The organism is Streptomyces murinus (assembly GCF_002154555.1).
GTDB classification, from domain to species: Bacteria; Actinomycetota; Actinomycetes; order Streptomycetales; family Streptomycetaceae; genus Streptomyces; species Streptomyces murinus.
Window position 1 is genome coordinate 1 of record NZ_MUNF01000392.1, and the last position, 24837, is coordinate 24837.

At 72.1% G+C, this 24837-nt stretch carries 8 protein-coding genes and 1 pseudogene; all 9 read left to right on the forward strand.

From position 1 onward, the window contains the following. A pseudogene (locus CCN72_RS39100) lies at positions 1-550 on the forward strand (hypothetical protein); the annotation flags it as partial. Next, entirely contained in the window at positions 547-4209 is a 3663-nt protein-coding gene (locus tag CCN72_RS23480; RefSeq protein WP_086809330.1) for a right-handed parallel beta-helix repeat-containing protein, read from the forward strand. The pseudogene CCN72_RS39100 and the gene CCN72_RS23480, both read left to right, overlap by 4 nt. 155 nt (positions 4210-4364) lie before the next feature. Further along, complete coding sequence (locus tag CCN72_RS23485) at positions 4365-4706, forward strand: WXG100 family type VII secretion target (protein ID WP_085563137.1); 342 nt, start codon at positions 4365-4367, stop codon at positions 4704-4706. Between the two features lie 61 nt (positions 4707-4767). Next, positions 4768-5055 (forward strand): WXG100 family type VII secretion target, encoded by a 288-nt coding sequence (locus CCN72_RS23490; protein ID WP_085563136.1) that lies wholly within the window; start codon positions 4768-4770, stop codon positions 5053-5055. Positions 5056-5073: 18 nt separating this feature from the next. Beyond that, the gene (locus CCN72_RS23495) at positions 5074-5613 is read left to right on the forward strand and encodes a hypothetical protein (RefSeq protein ID WP_086809335.1); all 540 of its coding nucleotides are present in this window, start codon (positions 5074-5076) and stop codon (positions 5611-5613) included. Between the two features lie 91 nt (positions 5614-5704). Next, positions 5705-8785, forward strand: a complete 3081-nt coding sequence (locus CCN72_RS39105; RefSeq protein WP_086809337.1) for a WXG100 family type VII secretion target — start codon at positions 5705-5707, stop codon at positions 8783-8785. A gap of 76 nt (positions 8786-8861) precedes the next feature. Further along, positions 8862-9302 carry a YbaB/EbfC family nucleoid-associated protein gene (locus CCN72_RS23505; RefSeq protein WP_086809340.1) on the forward strand — a complete coding sequence of 147 codons (441 nt, stop codon included), beginning with the start codon at positions 8862-8864 and terminating at the stop codon, positions 9300-9302. A gap of 48 nt (positions 9303-9350) precedes the next feature. Further along, on the forward strand, positions 9351-9716 hold the full coding sequence (locus CCN72_RS23510; protein ID WP_086809342.1) for a WXG100 family type VII secretion target: 366 nt from the start codon (positions 9351-9353) through the stop codon (positions 9714-9716). After that, positions 9713-24837 (forward strand): WXG100-like domain-containing protein (locus CCN72_RS23515; RefSeq protein ID WP_483027277.1); only part of this gene is annotated, 15125 nt, incomplete at its 3' end. The genes CCN72_RS23510 and CCN72_RS23515, both read left to right, overlap by 4 nt.

Below are 24837 nucleotides of genomic sequence, written 5' to 3' on the forward strand. Positions count from 1 at the left end.
CCACGCCCGCTCCGCCGCGCTGCTGCGGACCCGGGCGAGCGCGGCGGAGCGGGCGTGGTTCCGGGAGGGCCGGCTGGTGACGGAGTGGGCGTTCTGCACGGCGTACGGCGCCCCGCGCCCAGGCCCGCACGACGCCACCGACTTCCTCATCTGGTCGATCACCGCCCGCCGTACCAATCTGATCGACCCCGCCGAGCCGGACCGCGTGGTGTTCCTGCCCGGCACCACGTTCAAGGTGCTGCGCCCAGCGGAGGGCGAAGGCCCGGTACTGCTGCGGGAGTTGTCGCCGTCGGAGATCGCCTCCGACGGCAAGGTGGACGTCCAGCGGGTGCCGTTGGACGAGATCGCCCTGGACGGACTCGACCGCGCGGCCGCCGCGTTGCGCGCCGACGACGCGGCGGGCCGGGGCGAGCGGGGCGGCCCGGACGGCCTCGGGACGCCCCCGGGTCTGATCAGCGGGGCGCCACCGCGGCAACGGCCGGGCGGCGCCGGTGACGGCAACGGCATCAGCGGCGCACTGAGTGCGCCTGACGAGGGAGCGAAACTGTGACCCGGCCCGTGCTACTGGTGTCCCCGGACCGCCCCGGGGCCTATCGCGCCATCGCCGACGCCCTGGCGGACGCCACCGACGGTGCGCTGATCACCGTCGCGCCGGGGCGTTACGACGAGAGCTTGTACATCAACCGCGCGGTGACGCTGGCCGCCGAGGGCGCCGGTGGCACGGTGGAGATCGCGGCGGCCTCGGGCAGCACTCTCGTCCTGGACGCGGAGGCGGTCCGGCTCACCGGCCTCCAGTTGTCCGGCACCGACCGCGAGGCCCCGGTGCTCGACGTGCGCCGGGGGCAGGCCGCGCTGGACGGCTGCCGGATCTCCGGTGAGGCGTGGGCGGCCGTGCTGGCCTGGCAGGACGGCGTGGTCGCGCTGCGGGACTGCCAGGTCACCAACGCGCAGGGCGCCGGCATCGTGGTCACCTCCGGCGGCGCCAACGCCGTGGAGGGCACACACATCCAGGAGGTCGGCTCCTCGGCGGTCGTGGTGGCCGAGCACGGCCGGCTGACCCTGCGCGACTGCCGGCTCGACCGGGCCCGGGGCAACGGCGTCTGCGTCAACGGACAGGCCACGGCGGTGGTGGAGGGCACCCGGATCAGCGGCAGCGGCAAGCCCGCGCTCGCCGTGGAGCAGAACGCGCGCGCCACACTGACCGGTGTCGAGGTGAGCGGCAGCGCGGCCCTTGACGCGTATCTGACCAGCGCGGCCGAAGTCGTCCTGAACCGCTGCTCGTTCACCGGTTCCGGTGGGCAGGCGATCCGGGTCGGCGAGGGCAGCGCGCCGGTGCTGCGCGAGTGCCTGGTCGCCGGGGCCCGGCGGGAGGGCATCCATGTCTCGGCCGGTGCGCGGCCCCGCCTTGAGGACTGCCGGATCACCGGCACCCCGACCGGTCTGCTGGTGGAGGCGGGCGGGCATGCCGAGGGCGCGGGGCTGACCGTCGAGGGCGCGGGCACGGCGGCCGTGCACGTGGCGGACGGCGCGCTGGTGCTGGACCGGCTGACGGCCGACGCGGGCGGCACCGCGTTGCGCGGTGTCGGGGCCAAGGCGCGACTGACCGTACGTGAGGCCGAGTTGGTGACCGGCGTCGAGCTGTCCGAGGGCGCCTCGGCGACGCTGTCCGCGCTGCGGCTGCGCTCCGGCGGCGGTACGGGCCTCGCCCTCGCCTCGGGCGCCCGCGCCGAGGTGACCGGCTCGGCGTTCACCGGCTGCTCGACGCTCATCGGGGCCGAGGCCGAACTGAGCGCCCAGGACAGCGAGTTCACCGGGGCGGACGGCGACGGCATCCGGATCAGCGCGGGCGGCGCCCTCACCGCGGTCGGCTGCCGGGTCAACGGCGCCCGCGGCCACGGAGTGAATGTGCAGGCGTCCTCGCGGGCCGAGCTGACCAACTGCACCGTCTTCGACAACGGCGGCGACGGCGTGCGCTGCAACACCGACGAACCGGTGCGGGTGCACGACTGCGAGGTCCGCGACAACGGCGGCGTCCCGGTGCGCCAGCTCAAGACGGGCCAGGTCTCGGTGGAGCGCGTCGACACGGGCGGCGACCCGGGCGGCCGTACGACCGGCACCACCGGCACCGGCGACTCCGGCGCGAGGGACGGCGAGGCGGCGACCCGGGCGGCCGCGCACACCGGCACCGGACCCCTCGCGGAGCTGGAGGGGCTGGTCGGCCTGGAGAGCGTGAAGCTGGAGGTCACCGGGCTGATCAACCTCAACAAGATGGCGCAGCGCCGCCAGGAGATGGGCCTGCCGATGCCGCCCATGAGCCGGCACCTGGTCTTCGCGGGGCCGCCCGGCACCGGCAAGACCACAGTGGCCCGGCTCTACGGCGCGGTCCTCGCGGAACTGGGCATCCTCAGCCAGGGCCATATCGTCGAGGTGGCCCGCGCCGACCTGGTGGCGCAGATCATCGGCGGTACGGCCATCAAGACCACGGAGGTCTTCAACAAGGCCCTCGGCGGCGTGCTGTTCATCGACGAGGCGTACACGCTCACCAACCAGTCCCGCGGCAACGGCCCCGACTTCGGGCAGGAGGCCGTCGACACGCTGATGAAGCTGATGGAGGACCATCGCGACGAGGTCGTGGTGATCGTCGCCGGGTACTCCGCGCAGATGGAGCAGTTCCTCGCCTCCAACCCGGGCATGGCCTCCCGCTTCGCCCGCACCGTGGAGTTCCCCAACTACAGCGCCGAGGAACTGGTCACCATCGTGCGGGGCCTGTGCGCCAAGCACTACTACGAGCTGTCGGGCTCGGCGCTTGAGGCCCTGGACCGCTACTTCCAGGACGTGCCCAAGGGCGCCACCTTCGGCAACGGACGCGTCGCCCGCCAGGTCTTCGAGGAGATGATCAGCCGGCAGGCGTCCCGGCTCGCCGCCCAACCCCCGGGCGACGACATGGAGTTGTCCCGCCTGGACGGCGCGGACGTCATCACGGTGCCGGGCGGCGCGGCGGAGCCGCAGGGCGGCCCGGCGGCCCCGGCGAGCGGCCGGGCCGAGCAGCGGGCCGACCGAGGCGCCCGCAGCCCGCAGCCCGCGAGTCCGGCACCCGCCCCGTCGGCGACGCCCGCCGCCGCACCCCAACAACCGGCGGGTCTGCGGAAGCTGGCCGCGATGACCGGGCTCGAGACGGCGCGCGCCGCCCTGGCCACCCGCGTCGCGGCGCTCGCCGGTGCTCCGCGGGAGCCCGGGCGGACGGTGTCCGCGCAGGCCAACATCGTGCTGGAGGGGCCGCAGGGCAGTGGCCGGCGGGCGCTGGCCCGGGCGTACGCGCGGTGTCTGACGGAGGCGGGTCTGCTCGGCTCGGGCACCGTGCACGAGGTGCGGCTCTCCGCGCTCCCGGCACGCTTCCCGAAGCAGCCCGCCCACCGGCTGGCGGCGGCCCTGGAGGAGGCGGAGGGCGGGTTGCTGGTGCTGCGCCTCGACGAGGCCCTCGGCCGCCGTTCGCCCGCCGAGCGTGCGGCGGTGCTTGACGGACTGGCCCGGCTGGCCGGTACGCCCTGCGACACGGTGCTCGCGCTGTGCGGCTCGCCCGCCGAACTGCGTGCACTGGTGGGTGAACGGGCCGATATCGCCGGGGAGTTCGCCGAGTATCTGCGGCTCGACCCGTACACCGTGGAGCAGGCCATCGAGCTGGTACGACGCCGGCTGTGGGCCTTCGGCTTCCAACTGGCCGACGACGCGGCCGAGATGCTGGCCGCCGCCTTCCATGCCGCGCCGCCGCCCGGGGGCGCCTGGGAGGCGCACCGGCTGGCGGAACGGCTCGCCGCGTCCGCCCGCACCCGTACCGTCTCCGCGACCGATCTGCCCGGCCCTGGGGCGCCCGACGCGACACCGGGGTCCGGCTCCGCGGGCGCAGCGGCATCAGCGGGCTCGGCGGCGGCCCCGGCGGGTGAAGCGGGCTCGGCGGCGGCAGGTCCGGCACCTTCGGTGAACGGCACGCAGGCGCCCGGGGCCACGCGGACAGCCGTACCGCCCGGGGCCGCGCGGGCAGCCGTACCCGCCGATCCGCCGCCACGGGAGCACGGCGCGCACCCGCCCCACTCCGCACCGGCACCGGCACCGGCACCGGCACCGCAGCCGGCGAGCGCCCCGCACGCGGGGGGCGGCCTGCCGGGCACCACGGAGCCGCCGCCGCAGGCGAGGCCCCTGGTGCAGACATGAGAGACGTCCGCCCCCGGCGCCGCGCACGACCTCGTGCGCGGCGGCGGACGGCGGGTGAACCCCCCACCATCCGGCGTCGGCACGCACTCCCCCGTGGGTGCGACATCGCTGTCAACGGCCAAGGCCGGCGCCGCAGTTCGAGAGAGGACCAAACGATGGCACTGACGTCAGTCGAACTACAGGGAATGACCGCCGCCCAGGGCAGCTTCCAGACCGCCCTGGACGAGACGACCGGCTCGTACGCGCAGATGGACGGCCAGATCGAGGGCCTGCGGGCGAGCTGGAGCGGCGAGGCCGCGAACATCTACCACACGGCCATGCAGGACTGGCTGACCGACTTCGACAAGGTCAACCAGGCGCTGCGCACCATGCTGGAGAAGCTGGCGCAGAACACCCACATCTACGCCAACACCCACGAGAACACCCAGCAGCAGGCGCAGCAGGTCGCGCAGCAGATCGGCTCGGGCAACGTCGGTCTGCCCGGCTTCCCCTCCTGACCGGTCCCCGACCGACCCACACCTTCGTACTCGCATCCGTTCCCAAGGAGCCGGACAGCAGATGACCACGTACACCGTCCAGATGGAGCAGGTCGACTACATCGTCGGCGAGATGAACTCCATCACGCAGCGCATCAACCAGACTCTGACCGAGCTGGACAACGCGGCGAAGATGCACCTCAGCGAGTGGACCAGCGACGCCCAGCAGACCTACCAGCAGGTCAAGGCGCAGTGGGACGCGGCCGCCGCGGACATGACCCAGAAGGCCGCCTCCGCCACACAGATGCTCGGTGAGATCAACGAGTACTACTCAAGTGGCGAGCGCCAGGGCGTTTCGCTCTGGGGGTGACCGATGGCTGACCAACCCTTGCCGATCCCGGAGCCGCACAAGTCGACGCCGACTCCGGACCCGCAGCACTACGACGGTGGAACGACGATCGAAGCCGGGCACGGCACCGTGACCGCGTCCACCACCTTCAACCCGCCCAACGTACCGGGCGGTTCGGGTAATCCGGGCAGCGGTACCAGTGTGGACACCCCGTCGATGCTGTTGTTCGCCGACAACATCGACAAGCTGATCCAGCCCACGCGGGACGCCGCGACGGAGCTGGGGAAGGTGCAGGCCGAGCCGGGCGCGTTCTATCACGCGAACCAGATCCGGACGAAGGTCAACGGTCCGAACGCCGACTCCGGACTCAAGGAGTCGTACATCAAGGTGTTCCAGGACCTGGCCCAGGGCCTGGGTGATCTGCGCGACGGCGTCAAGCAGTTGGCGCAGCACTACACCACTCTGGAAGACGCCGGGCGGATGAAGGCGACTGATCTGCAGAACGCCATGCAGAGCACGAGCAGCGACTTCACCAGCCTGGTGACCGACGCCGGCGGGTCCGGCGGCGGAGCAAGTTGACGGGTGGTCCCCGCCGCCCCCGGTGCCGTACGACGGTGACCGGGGGCGGCGGGGACCCTGACAGGGGCGCAAGCGGGAGACTGGGGCAAAGATGGGCAGCCCGGACTACAACACCGGCGGGTTCAGCGACAGCGGTGACGGCATCTTCGCCGATCCCGGGAACGATCCGGGGTCGATCGACGACTACAACTCGTGGGACTGGAAGCAGATCATGGCGGCCATCAATGGCATGTCCGCCGGAACCGGCTCCGACGCCAACCAGGAGCGTGCCAAGGGCATCTCCGACCCCCAGTCCCTGATGGACGCGGCGGGCCACTTCCTGAACGCCGAGGTGGTGCTCGCCGGCATCGCCAAGAGCCTCGCCGACCAGGCGAACGCGCTGGCCGGGGAGAACGGCCCGTGGAAGGGAGCCGCGGCGGACGCCTTCTGCGACATGATCAACACCTTCTCGCGCCAGGTGAAGGCGACCGCGGACGTGCTCTCCGGCGGTGAGGCGGGCAACTCGGTGCCGCAGCAGCTCGCCGACAACTCGGTCAACCTGTACAACGCCCAGGTCAAGATCGCCGACATCGACGCCTGGTACGCCGACCAGGCCGTGAAGATGGGCGTCAAGCCGATGAGCAACGGCCTGATCCCGATCCACGAGAAGCCGCAGCTGGTCGAGATGATGACCAGCGACATGCGGGCGGTCCTCAAGAGCCTGGCGGGCGAGTACCAGGTCACCATCGACTCGGTGCACACCCCGCCGCCCGTGACCAGCCCCACGGACAGCCCGGATGTGCCGGACGACGTCCCGGACGTCCCCGACCCCGATCTGACCGACCCGAACCTGCCCAATGTCGACGCGCCGGATCCACAGGCGTTCTCGGCGCCCGACACCTCGGGCCTCCCGGACCCGGAAATGCCCGGCGTGAACCCGATGAACGCGCTCGCCACGCCCTCGCCGTACTCCGGCGGCACCGGTGTGGACGGCGACGCGCCCGGTCTGGACGGGCTTCCAAAGGACGCGCTCGGCAACGACACCCTGGACCCGAGCGCCCTCGACAAGGCCCTCAACCCTTCGGCGTTCCCCGGCGATTCCAATCTGGACGACGGTCTTCCGACGTTCTCGCCCACCGCCTTCCCGGGCGGCCTGAACACCGGTACCGGCGCCGGCAAGTTCCCCACGCTGGCCGACAACCTCGCCGAGGATCCTGCCAGTTGGTCGGACACCGGTGGGCTTCCCGAGGACTTCCCCGGCGACACGGGGGTCGGTGGCACCGGTGGCCTGAACGCGGGGGAAGGGCTCGGCGATGTCGCCCCCGAGCAGTTCCCGGGCGGCCTCGACACGGAATCCGGACTGCCGGAGGGGCTCGCATCGCCGTCGCTCCTGGACAACGCGCTGGAGTCGCCGGCCCTCGACGGCCTGTCGGAGGGCGAACAGGGCCTCGGCGCGGGCGGGATGCCGATGATGCCGGGCATGGGCGCGGGCGGCATGCCACAGAGCGGCGCCCCCGATCGCAGCGACTCCAGCGGCCTGCTCGACAGCGAGGCCGAACCCTGGAGCGGTGATCCGAGCGTGGCCGACGAGATCGGCGGCAGGGGCGCCGACGCGGGCGGCGACGGCCTCGGGCTGCCGCTGGACGAGGCGGAGGCCGCGGGCTACCCCGGCGACCTCTCCACCGAGGAGGGTCTCACCGGCATGGGCGCGGGCGGCATGCCCATGATGCCCGGCATGGGCGCGGGCGGCATGCCACAGAGCGGCGCCCCCGATCGCAGCGACTCCAGCGGCCTGCTCGACAGCGAGGCCGAACCCTGGGTCGGCGACCCCGAGGTGGGCGAGGAGATCGGCGGTGCCGGCGCCCTGGCGGGCGGCGAGGGGCTGGGGCTGCCGCTGGACGAGGAGGCGGAGGCCCTGCCGGGCGCGCTCGCCGCCGAGGAGGCCGAGGAGGGCTCGGCCCTGGGCATGGGCGGTATGGGCGGCATGCCCATGATGCCCGGCATGGGCGCGGGCGGCCCGGCCGCACAGGGCACGACCGACCCGAGCGACGCCTCGGGACTGCTGGAGCCCGAGGGCGAGCCGTGGACCGGTGAGCCCGGGGTGCCCGAGGAGATCACCGGGGGCGCCGGAGCGGGTGGCGAGGGACTCGCACTGCCCGAGCCCACCGAGGGTGTGATGATCGGCTCGGACGGGCTGCCCATCGCGCCGCGACCCACGGCGGCTCCCATGGCACCCCTCGCGGACGGCGAGGAGACCGGTGCCGCTGTCGCGAGCGGGGCCGAGGCTGCCGAGGCGGGTACCGTCGCGGCGGGCGAGGCCGCGCCCGCGATGCCCGGCATGATGCCCGGCGCGGGCGCCCCCTCCACCGGGTCGCGGGACGAGCGGTCGGACGCGTCCGGTCTGCTCACTCCCGACGCGGAGGCGTGGACGCCGGAGGCCGAGGCCGACGGTGAGCGTCCGGTCGTGGCGGCCCACGAGGGCGTGGGTGAGGGCGCGTTGCCCGCCGCGCTGCTCGGGGCGGCGGCGGGAGCGACCGCCGCGGCGGTGGCCGGGTCCGGCCTCGGCGCGGGTACGGCGGGAGCGGCGGAGGAGTCCGCCGAACGACGGCACCGGCGTCGGCACGAGGACGACGCGGCGGCGCTGATCGTGCTGCCGGCGGGCGGCGACGACACCGCGCAACAGCCCGGCGAGGGCCACCGCGACGAGCCGGACCAGCCCGAACTCCCCGACGGCCACGTGGCGTTGGCGCCCGCCGCCGAGGCCGAGGCGGAGGACACGGCGGCGTGGGACAGCGCGGGCGCCTCGTTCGTGCCGCTGCTGTGGTCCGTGCCGACCGAGGACGAGGAGGAGGTCCTCGCGCCCGGCTACGCGACGGAGGACGCGAGCACCTGGTCGGGAGAGGCCGGTGCCACGGCGGAGGAGGCGGACGGCCCCCGGCTCTCCACCTGGCGCCCCAACCGGACCGGGCCCACCGGTCCCGGCGAGATGGTCGTCCCGGCCGTACGGCTGCGCTCGTTCGCCGGCGACCCCTCGGAACTCACCGCGGAACTGCCCCCGCAGGATTCGGCGTTGGACGAGACGGAGGCCGAGGAGGAGCCGGCGCAGCCGTCCCGGGGGATCGCGGACCTGCTGGTCCAGGAGGGCGACACCTGGGGCACGGCGGCCTCCGACGGCTCGGGCGCGGTGCTGTGACCGCGCCCGCCACCCGGTGCCGCCCCGCCACCGCACCATCGCATGACGCACCATCGCATGACGCAAGGAGACTCGGATGAGCAGCCCCTACGACCAGGAGATAGAAGACCTGCTGGCGCTGTACCGCAAGCAGCGCACGGAGGCCGTGGAGACGCGGCGCCGGATCAACGAGGTGACCGGTACGGCGACCGCGCCCCGGCAGACCGTCAAGGCGACCGTGAACGCGCAGGGCGAGGTCACCGCGATCGAGTTCCCGACCGGCGCCTACCACCGGATGGCGCCGAAGGAACTCTCCGAGGCGCTGCTGTCCACCATCCGCCAGGCCCGCGCCAACGCGCTGGAGGCCGTCGCGGAGGTCGGCTCGCACGGGCTGCCGGCCGGGGTGCGGCTCACCGACCTGATCGAGGGCAGGGTCGACGCCACCGAACTGCTCGCGGAGGAACCGGCCATGCCCGACGAGGTGCGCGAGTACATCGCCGAGGGACGGCCGGACGTACGACGCGGTGGCGGCCGATGACGCCGGGCACCGCACCCCACCACGACCACGGGATCCAGGGAGGAACGCATGGCTGACGGCGAGTTCTACGTCGACACCGCCGGGCTGCGCAACCAGCTGCCGTATGTGCAGCAGCTGGCGGCGCGGTTCCGGGACATCGGCAAGGGCCTGGAGGGGCGGCTTTCCGAGCTGGGCGAGTGCTGGGGCGAGGACGCGACCGGGCGGCAGTTCTACGAGCAGTACGCCACGCCCCACAAGCAGATCATCGACAGCACCGGGCAGATGGGCCAGCTGGTCGACAGCATGCACGACGGCATCCGCACGATGGCCGTCAATCTCGAACGCATGGAGGACCAGAACGTCGAGGCGACCCGGCGGTTGCACACCGCCGAGGTCCAGCCCACCGAGACACGGGTGAAGAACACCAAGTCATGAGCATCGAACTGCCCCCGGAACTGGACTGGGTCGCCAAGCTGGCCGTCGGACAGGACTGGCCCAAGGGTGACGAGGACAAACTGCGCAGCCTGGGCGCGGCGTGGGACGACGCCGCGCGCCAACTGACCGCCATCAGCCGGGAGATCGACCCGGCGACCAGCGGGGTGCTGCACAGTGTCGGCGGCCAGGTCGCCGACGAGTTCTCCGCCTTCACCCAGCAGTTGAAGTCCAACATCCCCGACATGGCCGAAGCGGCCGGGCAGTTGGGCGAGCTGGGCCGTAACACGGGGTTGCAGGTCGAGTACGCCAAGTACATGATCATCGCCCAGCTGGTGTGGCTGGCGGTGGAGATCGCCGAACTCGCCTTCTGGGCACCGGAGGCGATCCCGGTCCTGGTCACCGGTGTGCGGGCGATCGTCAAGATGCTGCTGAAGCGGCTGCTGATCTCGATCGCTACCGGTGTCGGGTTCATGGTGGGCATGGACGCGGTGATCCAGGGGATCCAGTTCCTCAAGGGCGACCGCACCAAGTGGGACACCGCCGCCACGCTCCAAGCTCTGGAGGGCGGCGCGATCGGCGGTGCGATCGGCGGGATCTTCTCCGGGGCGGGCTCGGCCTTCGCGCCGAAGTTCGCGTCCTCGCTGATCGGCAAGGGCCTCATCGGCGGTGCGTCCAGCATCGTCACCACCGAGGTGATGTCCGAGATCTTCGGCGGCGAGAACGACATGGGCTCCGCGCTGACCTCGGGCATCATCGGCGCGATGGGCGGCGGCGGGGGCAAGCGCAGGTTCGGCGGGGGCGAGCACACCGAGGTCCACACGCCCGACATCCATCTCCCGTCCGAGCCCGACCTCCATCTGCCGAAGCTCCCCTTCGACGGGGACGGGCCGCATCTGCCCGGCATGGAGGACTTCGACACCAAGGGGCTTGGCGAAAAGGGCCTTGGCGAAAAGGGGCTTGGCGACAAGGGCGTGGGCACGGGGGGCAGCACCGGTTCCGTCAAGTCGCCGGCCACGGGTGGCGGTCGTACCGGAGAGGAGAGCGGCGACAGTACGGCGCACACCTCCCCGCACACCACGGTCACCGAGTCCGAGGGCCCGGTCACCGGCGCCACCCAAAAAACGGCCACGACCCCGCACGTCTCCACGGAATCCACCGAGACCGCCGAGACCACCAAGTCCGCCGAGTCGACTCATTCAACCGGCTCCACCACGTCGACCGGCGCCGCCCGATCCACCGGCTCCACCACCTCCACCGGCCCCACCCGGACCACCGGCTCCACCACCACCCACCGCTCCCCCACGACGGACTACGGCCAGGACGAGGTCGCCCCCCGGGCACCTCGCGCCCAGTCGCCCACCGGTCAGAACCAGGCCCCGACGACCGGCGGCCAGAACGGGTCCCCCACGACCGGCGGACAGCACCAGGCCCCGACCACCGGCGGCCAGAACGAGACCCCCACGACGGGCGGGCAGAACCACTCCCCGACCACGTCGCCGACCACCACCGAGCAGCACCGGTCCCCCACGACCACCGAACCGCACCAGTCCCCGACCACCGAGCACACGCCCTCCTTCCCTGACGTCCCCCGGCACGAGCCCGGTACGACCCCGCACGTGGACACCGAGTCCACGGCCCCCGACGCGCATGTCACCGAGCAGCTGCACCAGCTCGACTCCGTCGTCGTGCCCACCCATGACCCGAACCCGCTCCACCAGGCGCCGGCGCCCCCGACGGCCCGGCCCGTCGCACCCGACGCCGGCATCCGGCAGCGGGTGTCGGACCTCGACCGTGCCGCACGGTCCGCCGGGATGTCCGAGGCCGACCGCGCGGCGTACACCGGTGCCGTGCACAAGGCCGTCGCGTCCGGCGACTGGCAGCGCGCCGGGGAGCATCTGTCGGACTTCCGCGCCCATGTCGAGACGCGGGCCGCCCATCAGCGCTACGACGCCTTCCACGCGCACGCGCAGGGCGGCTTCGACCGGCTGACCGACTTCACCGGATCCAGGGAGGAATGGCAGAGCAAGGTCGACGCGGTCGAACAGGCCCACCGCTCCGGGGACTCCGAGCTGCTGGACAGCAGGCTCAACGAGTACTCGTCGTACGTCGAGAGCCATGTCCCCGCCGCGTCGCTGACCGGCGACGACGCCCCGCGCCCCTTCCACCAGGACGTCGAGGACCTGCGGCAGCGGCTCGCCCTGACCACCGACCAGCCCACCGCCGACCGGCTGCGCGAACAGCTGGACTCGACGCGCCAGGACGCCGAACTGCACGACCGGCTGGTCCAGTTGCGGTCCACCTCCGACCCCGAGACCACCGCGCTCCACGAACGCCTCGACAACGCCCGCACCCCGGACGAGGCGAACCAGGCCCTGCACGAGCTGGAGCAGCACCGCGAGGACCAGCGGCTGCAACAGCGCCTCGATCACCTCAAGTCGGACGAGCCGACGCCCGACCGGCCCCCGACGCCGGGCAGCGACGCCGATCTCCGCCGGCGCCTGGACGCCCTCAACGACGGCGCGGACGAGCACGAACGCGAGCTGCGCGAGCAGGTGGACCGCGCGGCCACCCCGCAGGAGGCCGACCAGGCACTGCGCGCCCTTCACGAGTACAGGACTGACCAGCGGCTCCAGCAGCGCCTGGACCGGCTGAAGTCGGACACCCCCGACCGCCCCTCCGAGCGTGAACTGCGCGAGCGCCTCGAAGCCCTGCACGACGGCGAGGACGATCCCCGTGCCGCCGAGCTGCGCCGCCGCGCCCAGGAGGCGGCGACCGAGCACGAGTCCAGGGCGGCCCTCGACAAGCTCGACCAGCATCTGCGTCAGCGCGAGCTGGACCGCCAGGACAAGGTGCGCGAACTCGGCGACCAGCTGGAGCAGTTGCGGGAGGAGCACACCGAGCAGCTGCTCGGTGTGCGGGAGGGCGCGCCGGAGGACACGTCACGCCGGATCGAGGACATCCGCACGGAGTTGTCCTCCCATCTGACGTACGACGAACGCACGAGCGCGCTGCGGCAGGAGCTGACCCGGCCGACCGTCACCCCCGAGTCCCCCGGCCACCTCGACCGGATCACCACCGGGACCGACGAGCACACGAGGACCACCGAGGACACCACCCCCGCCTCGGACGACGGCGACGCCCTCAAGGTCCCCGCGGATCACACCCCGAGCACTGACTCCACCGACTCCACCGGTTCCACCGTTCATCAGACGACTCATCGGACGACGCCCGCCCCCGAGCCGCAGCAGCAGCCCGCTCATCAGCCCCATCAGCAGCCGCACGAGCAGCACCGTCACCAGTCGCAGGAGGACCAGCAGCTCCAGGCGCAGAAGGAGCCGCCGCAGGAGGACCCGAACCACCCCTCCCGGCAGCCCGCCCCCAGCGCCGAGGGCTTGGACGACCTGCGCCGGCAGGCCGCCGTCAACGGTCCCTCGGGACCGCCGCCCCGGATGCGGCTCGACCGCACCCCGCGCTATGTGGTGCGCTCGGGCTTCGACCAGCGGCGCTTCACCGTGGGCGAGACGTCGTACACCGATCTCACCGTGCGGGTGGCGCTGCGGGAGGACGGTTCGGGCACGCATGACGCCGACGACACCTGGAGCCGGGCGCAGGAGGGCGTGCAGCGCTACTTCAACGACCCGCGCTACACGCTGCCCAACGGCGACCGTCTGCACGTCACCCTGGAGCGCGTGGGCCCCGACGACAAGCCGCATCTGACCGTCGACCTGGTGGGCGCGGGCCACGACATGGACCAGCGCACCTGGGCGCCGGGTGCCCGGCCCGTCGAGTACGCGCACGAGATCTCCCACCAGCTGGGGCTGCGCGACGAGTACGCCGACGAGACCGCGCCGCAGCGCCCGCACATCCTCGGCAGCCTGCCGGGCGACGTCCACCGGGCCCCGGAGCACGACGAGCTTGCGCACGGCGGGCTGCGCGACCGCCATATCCAGCTCCTGGGCGCCCTGACGACGGGCCATGACGACCTGCTCGCCCAGCAGGGCGGGGGGCAGCACCCCCGGCACGAGGACACCGGAGACGATACGGCCTGGCAGCAGGCGCGGGCCGAGGCGCCGGCGGTTCCCCGGCAGCACGCCTGGGTGGACCCGGTGTCCGACCCGACCCGGCAGCCCGAGCCCAAGCCGGGCGAGGTCGACGCGCACACCGCGCGGGAGACGTACGGCATGCCGGAGAAGAACTTCAAGGGGTTCCGGCAGATCGCCCGCGAGAAGAACCTCGTCATCGACGTCCGCCCCACCAACCCGACCGCGCCGAAGTGGCTCGACGCCGGAGCCATGGCCAAGCCCCAGGCCATCAAGGCGAAGACCATCAACGAGGCCGACGTCCACCTCGGCGCCGACCCCGAGAACATCGGACTCGTCGGCTACTTCAAGCCCAAGACCCCCGACCGGGCCACCGTTCCCGACGGGGACTGGGACAAGGTCCTGTCCCGCTACAACCAGCGCTCCACCGAGTACCGCGAACTCAACGCCAAGATGGCGGTGTACGAGGCGGAGCACAAGTTCGCCGTCAAGGACGGCGTGGTCTACGGCATCGACGACGAGGGCAGGCAGCGGCCCCTCACCGGCGACCACGACCTGTTCGACATCTCCACCCCGGGCGGCACCCGCATCCCGCATCCCCAGCACGACGAACTCATCAAGGAGATGCAGGCCAAGGACATCGCCGTGATGCACGGCGCCCATATGTTCTGGGACCCGCCCTCCCCCTTCAGCAAGACCGTCTTCGACAAGATCGTGGGCTCGCACCAGGGTCCCGACGGCGAACCGCTGCTGCGTTTCCGGCCCGAGAACAAGCACGCCGAACTCACCTGGACCGAGCCGCTCAAGAAGGGTGAGGTCAACTCCTATACGGCGCGGCACACTTACGGCATCCCGGAGAAGAACTTCAAGGGGTTCCGGCAGATCGCCCGCGAGAAGAACCTCGTCATCGACGTCCGCCCCACCAACTCCACCGCACCGAAGTGGCTCGACGCCGGAGCCATGGCCAAACCTCAGGACATCAAGGCGAAGACGATCAGCGAGGCGGACATCCACCTCGGCGCCGATCCCAAGAACATCGGACTCGTCGGCTACTTCAAGCCCAAGATGCCGGACCAGAGCGCCGTGCCGGAGAAGGACTGGGAGAAGGTCCTCTCCCGCTACAACCAGCGCTCCACCGAATACCGCGAGCTCAACGCCAAGATGGAGCTGTTGGCGAAGAAGAACAAGTTCGTGGTGGTCGACGGCGTGGTGCACGGGGTCGGCGAGGACGGTGCGCGGCGGCCCATCACCGGGGACCACGACCTGTTCGACATCTCCACCCCGGGCGGCACCCGCATCCCGCCGGAGGAGCACGAGGCGCTGATCAAGGAGATGCAGGCCAAGGACATCGCCGTGATGCACGGCGCCCATATGTTCTGGGACCCGCCCTCCCCCTTCAGCAAGACCGTCTTCGACAAGATCGTCGGCGCCCATCACGGCCCGGACGGCGAGCCGTTGCTCCGGTTCCGCCCTGGCCAGGAGAACGCCGAACTCACCTGGACGGAGAAACCGCAGGAGCAGCCGAAGACCGAGGAACAGCCGAAGGCCGAAGGGGACGCGAAGGCCGAAGAGGACCCGAAGGCCGAGGAGAAAGCGAAGGCTGAGGACGAAGCGAAGGCGAAGGAGGAAGCGAAGGCCGAGGAGCAGCCTAAATCGCAGGAGCAGCCCAAGCCCCAGGAGAAGCCGAAGCCCGAGGAGAAGCAGCCGGACGCCGTCCTCGACGGGCGGCACATCCAGGGCCTCGCCGGGAAGAAGATCACCGAGGACCCGGGTCCGAACGCCGTGCGCACCCGGGTCGAGACCTTGCTCGGCGGCCACTCCAAGGACACCTCCGTCACCCAGCGCCTGGACGCGGCCCTCGATCCCGCCAACTTCCGCAAGCAGCACGGGCAGATGGTCAACGGCGGCTGGCGCTTCACCGTGCGGGTGGACGGGAAGCCGTACGAGGTCGAGGTGAAGGCGACCGCCTCCGCCTGGCAGCTGGACCCGACGAAGGACGCGGCGAAGGACAACGACGGGGACGGCTTCGACGTGCCCGTGGAGTCGACGCACGAGAGCGCCCCGCGCAAGACGGAGATGACCTCCTCCGAGGCGGGCCTCGAATTCGGGCCGACCGTCGTACGGCCCGTCAACCCCCAGCTGTCCGCCCTGGTCACGCCGTCCGGCAAGCTGGGCGGCGCCACGCACGGGCGCGAGACCACGGTCAAGTCCTCCGCGCAGACGGCGAACCAGTTCGCCTTCACCGGCAAGACCGACAGCTACACCTCCGACTTCACCTACCAGGTGAAGGTCACGGACCACGAGGGCACCCGGCTCGACGTCCCCGGCGCCGACGGCGAGATCAAGGGGCAGGTCCGCGCCGATGTGCCCCGGCCGCAGGAGCTGGACAAGGGCCGGCCGCAAGCCTGGCAGGGCTGGGAGTCCGACCAGGCCAAGAACCACGCCGCCCGGCCCGCCTCCGGGCATCCGGTGTCCGTCACCGGCCTCGACACGGCCCGGAACGCCGTCTACGAGGCGCTGCCGCGCGAGGCGCGCCCCGAGGGCACCGCGCACCAGGACATCGAGGACTTCTTCCAACCGTCCAACGTCATCAACGAGTTCGAGCACGCCTCGGGCGCCGGCCTGCTGTCGAAGCCGCTGACCCTGAGCGACGGCGGCAAGGCCCATCTGCTGCTGACGGTGGAGCCGGACGACTCCCGGGCCCTGCACACCGTGGACGACAAGGCGACGCTGGGCTCGAAGTCGTCGGGCGAGCACGGTCAGAGCCGTACCGAGAACAGCTCCTGGTCACTGGGGCTCAGCGGCGGTGCCACGGGTGAGGTGTGGAAGGCGACGGACGGCAGCAAGGAGTCCACCTGGCTGACCGGCACGGCCGGCTACACCGGCTCCAGCAACCTCGCCCACGGCGTCAAGGGCAAGAACACCATCGGCACCGAGGCCAGCCGTGAACACACCGGCAAGGCCGACCTGGTCGCCACGAAGGTGCGGCTGCGGGTCCAGCTCATCCGGCACCACTTCGGGCCGGGGCCCGACGGGCTGCACTCCACCACCACCACGAAGATCGGCGACCACAGCCCGCCGCCGTCCGTGAAGCAGCCGACGCCCGCGCCCGGCGATGTCGTCCTCACCATCGATCCGCAGAACGGCGAGGTGCTGCGCGCCGTCCCGCACGAGCTGCCCAAGGCCACCACCGGTGACCATCCGCAGCTGGAGCCCGCCCGGCTCACCGACCCGGTCGCCGCCCCGCGCACCACGATCCTCGACGTCCCCGGCTCCACGGAGCTGGAGGACCACATCGTGCGGGAGATGCACCAGGACCATCCCGGTGTGCTGCCGCCCCCGGAGGCGATCCGTCCTCCCAGCGGCGCCGCGACCCACCCCCGCGTCACCCCCGAGGCGTGGGAGAACCTGCGCTCCCTGCGGCAGCAGCTCGCGCCCTCCCGGCTGCGCGGCGGCGGCTCCAAGCTGCTGGACGGCACCTACCGGATCACCCTCAAGAGCCCGCATCTGCCGGGGCGTTCGGGCACCACGCACGAGATCCTCATCAAGGCCGAGCCCGGCAAGGGCGACCATCTGGGCTCCGGGAAGTCGACCACGAAGGCGGTGACCACCCGGACCACCGGGGCCGACAAGTCCGTCACCCGCAGCTCCAAGCACGTCGTCAACCTCGCCGGAAACGTGCGCAGTTCGCTCGACCACCCGGATGTGACCCGGGGCTTCACCATCGGCAGCCTCGACATCACCGCCCACAACCCCTCGCACGGGCTCACCATGGGCGCCGAGACCGAGGTGAAACGGCAGTTCTCCCTGGAGGCGGACACCGACACCTACGCCCACTCTGTGACATACCACGTCATGGTCGGCGTCGAGGACCCCAAGCAGCCGACCACGCACCTGTCCACGATCGCGCCGTCCCCGCACATGCAGCACATCAAGCAGGTGCGGCCCGGCGGTCAGCTCACGGTCGAGGTCGCGCGCGAGCCGAAGGCTGCCGACAATCCGCCCCCGGCGTCCATCCCCAAGGTGGAGGTGCTGCCGCAGCGGCACGCGATCCGCCATGTCACCGGGTCCGACGGCTTCCGGACCACGGCCGAGCAGTCCCTGACCAGCGCCTTCCAGAAGAAGGCCGGGACGTCACAGGAGCACACCCGGGTGCCCGAGCTGAAGGACGCCCTGGACGGGCTCACCGACGAGGACCATCTGCGGTCCCTGGTCTCCGCCTCGCACAGCGGCTGGGCCAACAGCGGTGACGAGCAGGTCGGTTCGGGCCGCAACCGCGACACCATCGGGCTGTCGACGCGCACCAGGCTGAGCAATCTCCACTTCCGCGAGACGCTGCCCGGCGAGGGCAAGCTGGAGATCGAGACCAAGACCAGCGTGTCCACAGCGGTCGCCGACAAGAACACCCGGGCGTTCAAGGCGGGCCTGGGCTTCGACGCCGGCCGCTTCCCGTCCAAGGACAGCCCCGACGCCTCCCTCCAGGTGCGCGGCGGCTTCAAGGGCAAGGGCGGCGCCGGGCACAACAGCGGCGAGAACATCAAGCAGAAGATGACGACCTCGCGCAAGGCCGCCTACAAGGGCACCTGGCACCTGTACGAGGCCGACGCCGACGTCACCGTCCAGGGCCGGGTCACCGACGCCAAGGGGAAGATCACCCTCGGGGATCCGCAGCAGAGCAAGCACCGGGTGCTGGTGCTGCTCTCCGACGACGATGTACGACGGCTCGGCGCGGACGCCTCGAAGGCACCGGACACCACCGGGACCCGCCAAGCCCCGCTGCTCTCCAAGGGGTTGCTGGGCGGCGCCACCGCCGAGATCCCCCGCTCCGACGAGATCCTCGGCGAGATCGACCGGCAGATCCGCGGCCTCGACCAGGTGTCCGACGTACCCGAGAGCGCGCTGCCGTTCGCCGACACCTTCTCGCCGGAGAACCTGTCGGCCAACTACGAGGACCTGGTGGGCCGGGGCATCCTCGACTACCACGTACAGGAGTCCCGCACCCAGCGGGTGGTCACCGAGGTCCTGGTGCGGGGCGTCCCGCGGGACGAGTGGACCGACGAGGGCGACCACTCCACCGGGGACACCACCCGCAAGGTCGGCCTCACCGAGACCGTCAAGGGCAGCGCGGGCCACAACTGGTCGCTGGGCGCCGACGGCAACTTCCGTATCTCCTACGCCCCGGTGGTCAAGCCCAAGCCCGGCGAGGACGCCGCCGCCGTCAAGGCCGAGGAGAACAAGTCCGGCCTGGGCAGCGCGGCTTGGGCGCCGTCCGGGGGCGCCGAGGGCAGCCGGAGCAAGAGCGCCGAGACCGGGGTCACCACCAAGGTCGAGCACAAGACGTCGAAGTTCGGCGACACGGTGCGGTTCGGCAACCGTATGCGCTTCGAGGTCACCGTGACCCGGCGTACCGAGTACGGACGCTTCGTGAACCTCGTCAGGCCGCGCCCCGTGGAGCCGACCTGGCGGGTGCACGTCGACGTGCCCAAGTCCCTGACGGAGACCGCCGAACAGGCGGCCGCCCACCCGAAGGAACAGCAGCAACAGCAGCCGCCGAAGGCACAGCAGCAGGTCCTGGACGGCGGCGCCACCGTCGAGATGCGGCCCGTCGTCCCCAAGGCGGACCGGGACCGCTGGCAGGCGTCGCTGGACTCCGCCCATGACCTGGTGGGCTTCGACAACCACACTGGGCTGTACGACCAGGCGCAGACGGTGCTCAGCACGCCCCGGCCCTGGGGTGACGGGGTGCTGGGCAAGACGGGTGCGGCCCTCTCCTGGGGCCTGGGCTCCGCCGCGACCACGATCGGCCACTGGGCCGGGGCGATGACGCCCGAGGCGGCGACCAAGCTGCTCGGCTCCTTCGTCTCCGATCCCCGTCTCGACGCCTCCCACCCCCTGGTCAGCGAGCAACGCCTGCCGCTGGAGCAGCAGTTCTCGCTGCGCCGGGCGCTGGGCTCGGGCACCCTGCCCACGGTGTTCCACCAGCTGAAGGACCCCGCGAGCGGCTATCGCACGGTGCCGCTCGGCAGTGACGGCAAGACCGGTGTCGAGGTCCGTCTTGAGCCGACCGGGGACGCGGTGGAGATCTCCACCCGGGACAACGGCAGCGACGAGATCACCGTGTCCACCGAGCACGAGTCGGCCGCGACCGCGAGCAACGGCCTGAACGCGAGCCTGACGCCGCTGGCCGTGCCCGTGACCACCAAGAATCCGAGCGTGATCGTCCCGATCCCCACCAACGCCCTGAAGCTGGACCGCGACCAGACCTTCGAGAGCACTTCCCCGGTGACCCGCGCCCCGGGCGTCCCGACCCGCACCCTGGCGCCCCCGGTCCTGCCGCACGGCAAGACCGCCACCGAGCCGGGCAAGGCCACGGTCAAGGGCGCCCAGGTGCTGATGCGCCAGCCGGTCCGGCTGAGCACACAGAAGTACGACGAGGGCGGCACGTACGGGAACACGGCGCACACGGACGGACACGTCTACTACTGGACGGCGAAGAAGACCGAGGACGCGACCACGACGACGGCCACGGACACGTCCGCGTCCACGGACACCACGACGTCCAAGGACGCCACGTCCAAGGACACCGCCACGTCCAAGGACGACACGAAGACCACGGACGCGACCACGACCACCAAGACCAAGCCGGTGAAGGCGTCCGAGGAGACCGAGCAGCAGGACACGACGCACAAGCCGGCCGAGACCCAGAAGCCCGCCGACACACACAAGCTGGCCGAGAGCCAGAAGCCCGCCGACACGAACAAGCCGGCCGATACGCACGAGGCCACCAAGCCCGCCCAGGAGAAGTCCGAGGACCCCAAGTCCACCGACGAGACGGCCCAGACCCTCAAGCCCCCCACGCCGAAGGACCACACCCAGCAGCACCACAGCCAGCAGGAAAGCAGCCTGCAGGAGCACACCCAGCTGGACCACACCACCGAGGACCACACCGCCGAAGCGCCGCCCCAGCCCCGTGTCCCCGTCCCCGGTGACGGTCGCTGCCTGCTGTACTCCGTGCTCGCGAGCACCCCGCCCGAGCACTGGCCGAGCGCTCTGCACGGCGGTACGACCGATCACGCGCGCACCCAGCACGGGGCCGTCGTCCACCAGATCCGCACCCAGCGGGGCAGCGTCGGCGCCGACAGCCCGCTGGGCCGGGCCGCCCGCAATCTGCACCAGATGGTGCTGGACCGGGTGCGGAACTCCCGTCCACAGGATCTGCCCTTCGACGTCACTCAGTTGTACCGCCGCAGCCAGGAGAACCAGCTGCGGGAGACGCTCCGGGGCGAGTCCTTCGAGCAGTTGCAGCAGCGGCTGCGCGACGCCGGTGTGGACCATGTCGCCTCGCACGACTGGCTCAGCCCGCAGGCGCTGCGCACCCTCTATCTCGACGCCCGCGCCCAGGAGTTGACAGGCCCTCCCCGTCAACTCTCCCCGCAGGACGCCGCCGACCGCGCCGCCACCGAGGTGCCCGAGACCACGGACGAGCAGGGCCGCTGGCAGCTGGGCGACACCGCCCTCGCCCCGCATGCCCAGTTCACGTACCTCACCACCCGCTCCGGCCCGTTGAGCCTGGACTACGTCGACAGCCACGACCTCCTGGTCGGCGCCGTCGTGGACACCGCGCTGCACCAGCCGCTCACGTCCGCCGAACACCAGACGCTGATCCGGGCCGTGCAGAACTGGGTGCCGGGCAACGGCGCCTGGAACACCGACGCGGGCGAGATGTTCCCCGGGCTCGTCGCCCACACCCTCGGCATCCGGCTGCGCACCTTCCAGTCGACCGAGGGCGGCGGCACGGCCCATCTGAGCGCGGTCGGGCCGCAGGGCGGCAACCGTACGGTCGACGTGTACTACAACGGCCACAACCACTACGACGCCAGCCGCGTCCCGACGCGCCCGGCCGACCAGAACACCACGACCGTGCCGCCGAAGGCCAAGCCGCCGCTGACCGACCATGAGGTCGCGCCCGAGGCACCCAAGGCGCCGAGGCACCCCGAGACTCATACGGCATCCACGGAATCCACAGAGTCCACGGCGGTCAAGGCACCCGAGCCCGCGCACGGGACCGTGTCCGCGACCACCCCGCGCCGCCCCCTCGACCGGGCGCCCCGCTTCGTGGTCCGCTCCGCCTTCGACGCCCGCGCGTTCCGCGTCGGCGACACCTTGGTCACCGATCTGACCGTGCGGGTCGCCTTCCGGGACGGCTCGGGCCATGACCCGGACACCGCCTGGCACCGGCTCCAGCAGGGCGCCGAGGAGTTCTACAACCGCCCCGGCCACCGCCTCCCCGACGGGAGCCTGCTGCATGTGACGGTGGAGCGGGTGCCGGCGGACTCCGACCCCCATCTGGTGGTCGACCTCGCGGACCATGACCGTCCGATGGACCAGCGCACCTGGTGGCCGGACGCCGAACCGGTCGCCTACGCCCATGAGTTGGGCCACCAGCTCGGGCTGCGCGACGAGTACCGCGAGGACGGCGAGGGGCCGGGCCGGGCACAGGTGGCGGGCAGTCTGCTCGGCGACTTCCACCAGCCCGCGCCGCACGGCCTCGCCCAGGGCGGGCTGCGCGGCCGCCACCTCCAGCTGCTCGGGGCGCTCGTCGGCGACGTACCCGAGTCCGTCGTGCACACCGGCGGGGAGCAGTCGCACAGCGGCGCGCCGGAGCGGGATCCGCGCTGGCAGCAGGCCCGTACGGCCGCCGAGCCCGTGACCCGGCGGCACATCTGGGTCGACCCGGTGACCGACCCCGACCGGGCCTCCGGGGAGGAGCGCACCGCCCAGGACCCGCGCATGCCGCAGTCCGAGAACTCCGGGGAGCACCGCGACGAGGAGGATCTCGACTGGTCGGACATCCTCCAGGAGTACACGCTGGAGCGCCGGCGCGAGTACGAGTGGCTGGACGGGCTGTACGGCGAGACGCTCGACCAGGAGTCGTACGACCGCGCCCATGACGCCCTGCTCACCCTCCAGTCGATGGATCTGGCGCACCCGGCGCCGGACGCGGAGCACCGGCCGCATCTGGAGCTGCTGACCGAACAGGTCCTCCATCTGGACGGGCCGCCGAGCGCGGGCGACTACCGGTATCTGCTGGCCCTCACCGCGCACGCCGGACCCGAGGCGACGCGGGACGCCGCCGCGCTCGGCGCGCACTACCTGGCCACCGAGCACGGCGCGCTCGACCACCACACCGCGCTGGTCGACGCCTCGGGGCAGGTCACGGGCCGCGACTGGACGGGGGCTCGGGCGGTACCGCCGGACCTGACGAGCTACACGGTGTCCGGCCCGGACGGGACGGCCACCGAGCACGCGGCGCCCTGGCGGGAGCCGTACGTGGTCACCGCCCTGGGCTCGCCGGGGGACGGCCTGTCCGTGCGGGTGGACGGCCGGACGATCCAGGTGTCCGGCCCGGCGGAGTTCGCCGAACTCGTCGCCCGCGACCCGCTGCGCGGCCCCGACCAGGACATCCTGCTGCTGGTCTCGCACGCGCAGGACCAGGGGCTCGCGCAGCTGGTGGCGGACCGGGCCGGTACGGCGGTGTGGTCGACCGGCGCCGAGGTGCGTCCCATGCTCGACTGGCGCACCGGCGCCGAACGCCTCGATCTGCGCGGCGGCGACGGCGGCTGGTCGCTGCATCTGGGCAGTGCGCGCGGACCGCTGGACCTGTTCGACTCCGCCACCCCGGAGCCGGATGCGGGCGGCCCCGACTACGCGGCCAAGCTGCTTGCGCACCCGGGCGAGCACACCTCGCCCCTGACCCCGGCGAACCTGCTGGACCGGCTGCGCGCCCGCCCGCTGACGACCAGCGACTACGAGGTGATCGGCGCCGAACCCGACACGACGCTGTTCGAAGAGCCGACCGCCATGCAGCAGACCGGCTTCGACTACGACCGGGGCTCCGGTGACGTACCGCGGCTGGTCGTGCCGACGCAGGGCCACCGGCAGACCCCGGTGAGCCAGCATCCGCCGCTCCATGTGTCGGGTGACCTCTCGCTGGCACACCGCCAAGGCGGTTACGGGCAGCAGGTGTTCGCCTCCCCGAAGGCGATCGAGTCGGCCAACCACCAACTCGCCCTCGCGGGCAGCCTGGTGCGGCTGAAGCCCGACGGGATGAAGCTGCGGGTCGGCGACGGCCAGGGCGTCCGTCGCGAACTGGTGCGGGTCGTCCCGCAGTTCCTCACCCGGTCCGGGAAGTCGGAGGAGGAGATCTGCCGGGACTTCGCCCAGATGGTCTCCGGCAATGTCGCCGCCTCGCACGTGGTCTTCCGGGGTCCCGACGGCACCGGGCTCGCCAAGGCGCCGATCAACGCCCTGGGCCGTACCGAGGTCACCGGCATCCACCACCTCGCCGAGTCCCTCACCCTGGTGGCCGACGGTCAGCGGCCCGAGGCGCTGGATCCGGCGTGGGCGGCCCAGCAGGTGCGCCGGGACGACCGGTTCATCGCCGAGAGCGACGGCCCCACCCCGGGCAAGTCCTATGGCAGCGCGCTGAGTTACGACCCGCTGGACAATCCGCGCCGCGACAACCTGTCGGACGCGGCGCGCGAGATCGGCATCAACGAGCACGCCTGGGCGAAAGTCGGCGAGGCGTATCTGGTGCATTCGATCAACGCCCTCGACGCGGACAACCTGCCGAGCCTGGCGCACAACTACGCCAAGCCCGGCGAGCAGGACCACAGCCACTTCGGCTACCACTTCGCCGCCGTGGTGCTCGGCAGCGAGGACGGCAGGCACCAGATCACACTGGAGAACTTCGCCCGCCGCGCCCATGTCGCCTCCATCGTGAAGTCGGCCGTGGCGCACAACCTCCGGCACGCCACCCCGGACGGCTTCCACAAGCTGCACGAGGCCATCGGCGGGGAGCTGGCGAGCGCGCGCCGGAGCGCCGCCGACGAGGCGCAGGTCAAGCGGCTGGAACGGCATCTGGCCCTCGCGGACGCGCTCGCCAGGGCGGTGGACGCGCGGGAGGCCCGGAACGCGACCACCGAGGGCAGCCCCGAGGGCGTGGCCGCCGACGCCTGCTTCATGCGTGCCTCGGCCACCTTGACCGCCTTCTCGTACGCGGCGTCGGCGGCCACGCCCTC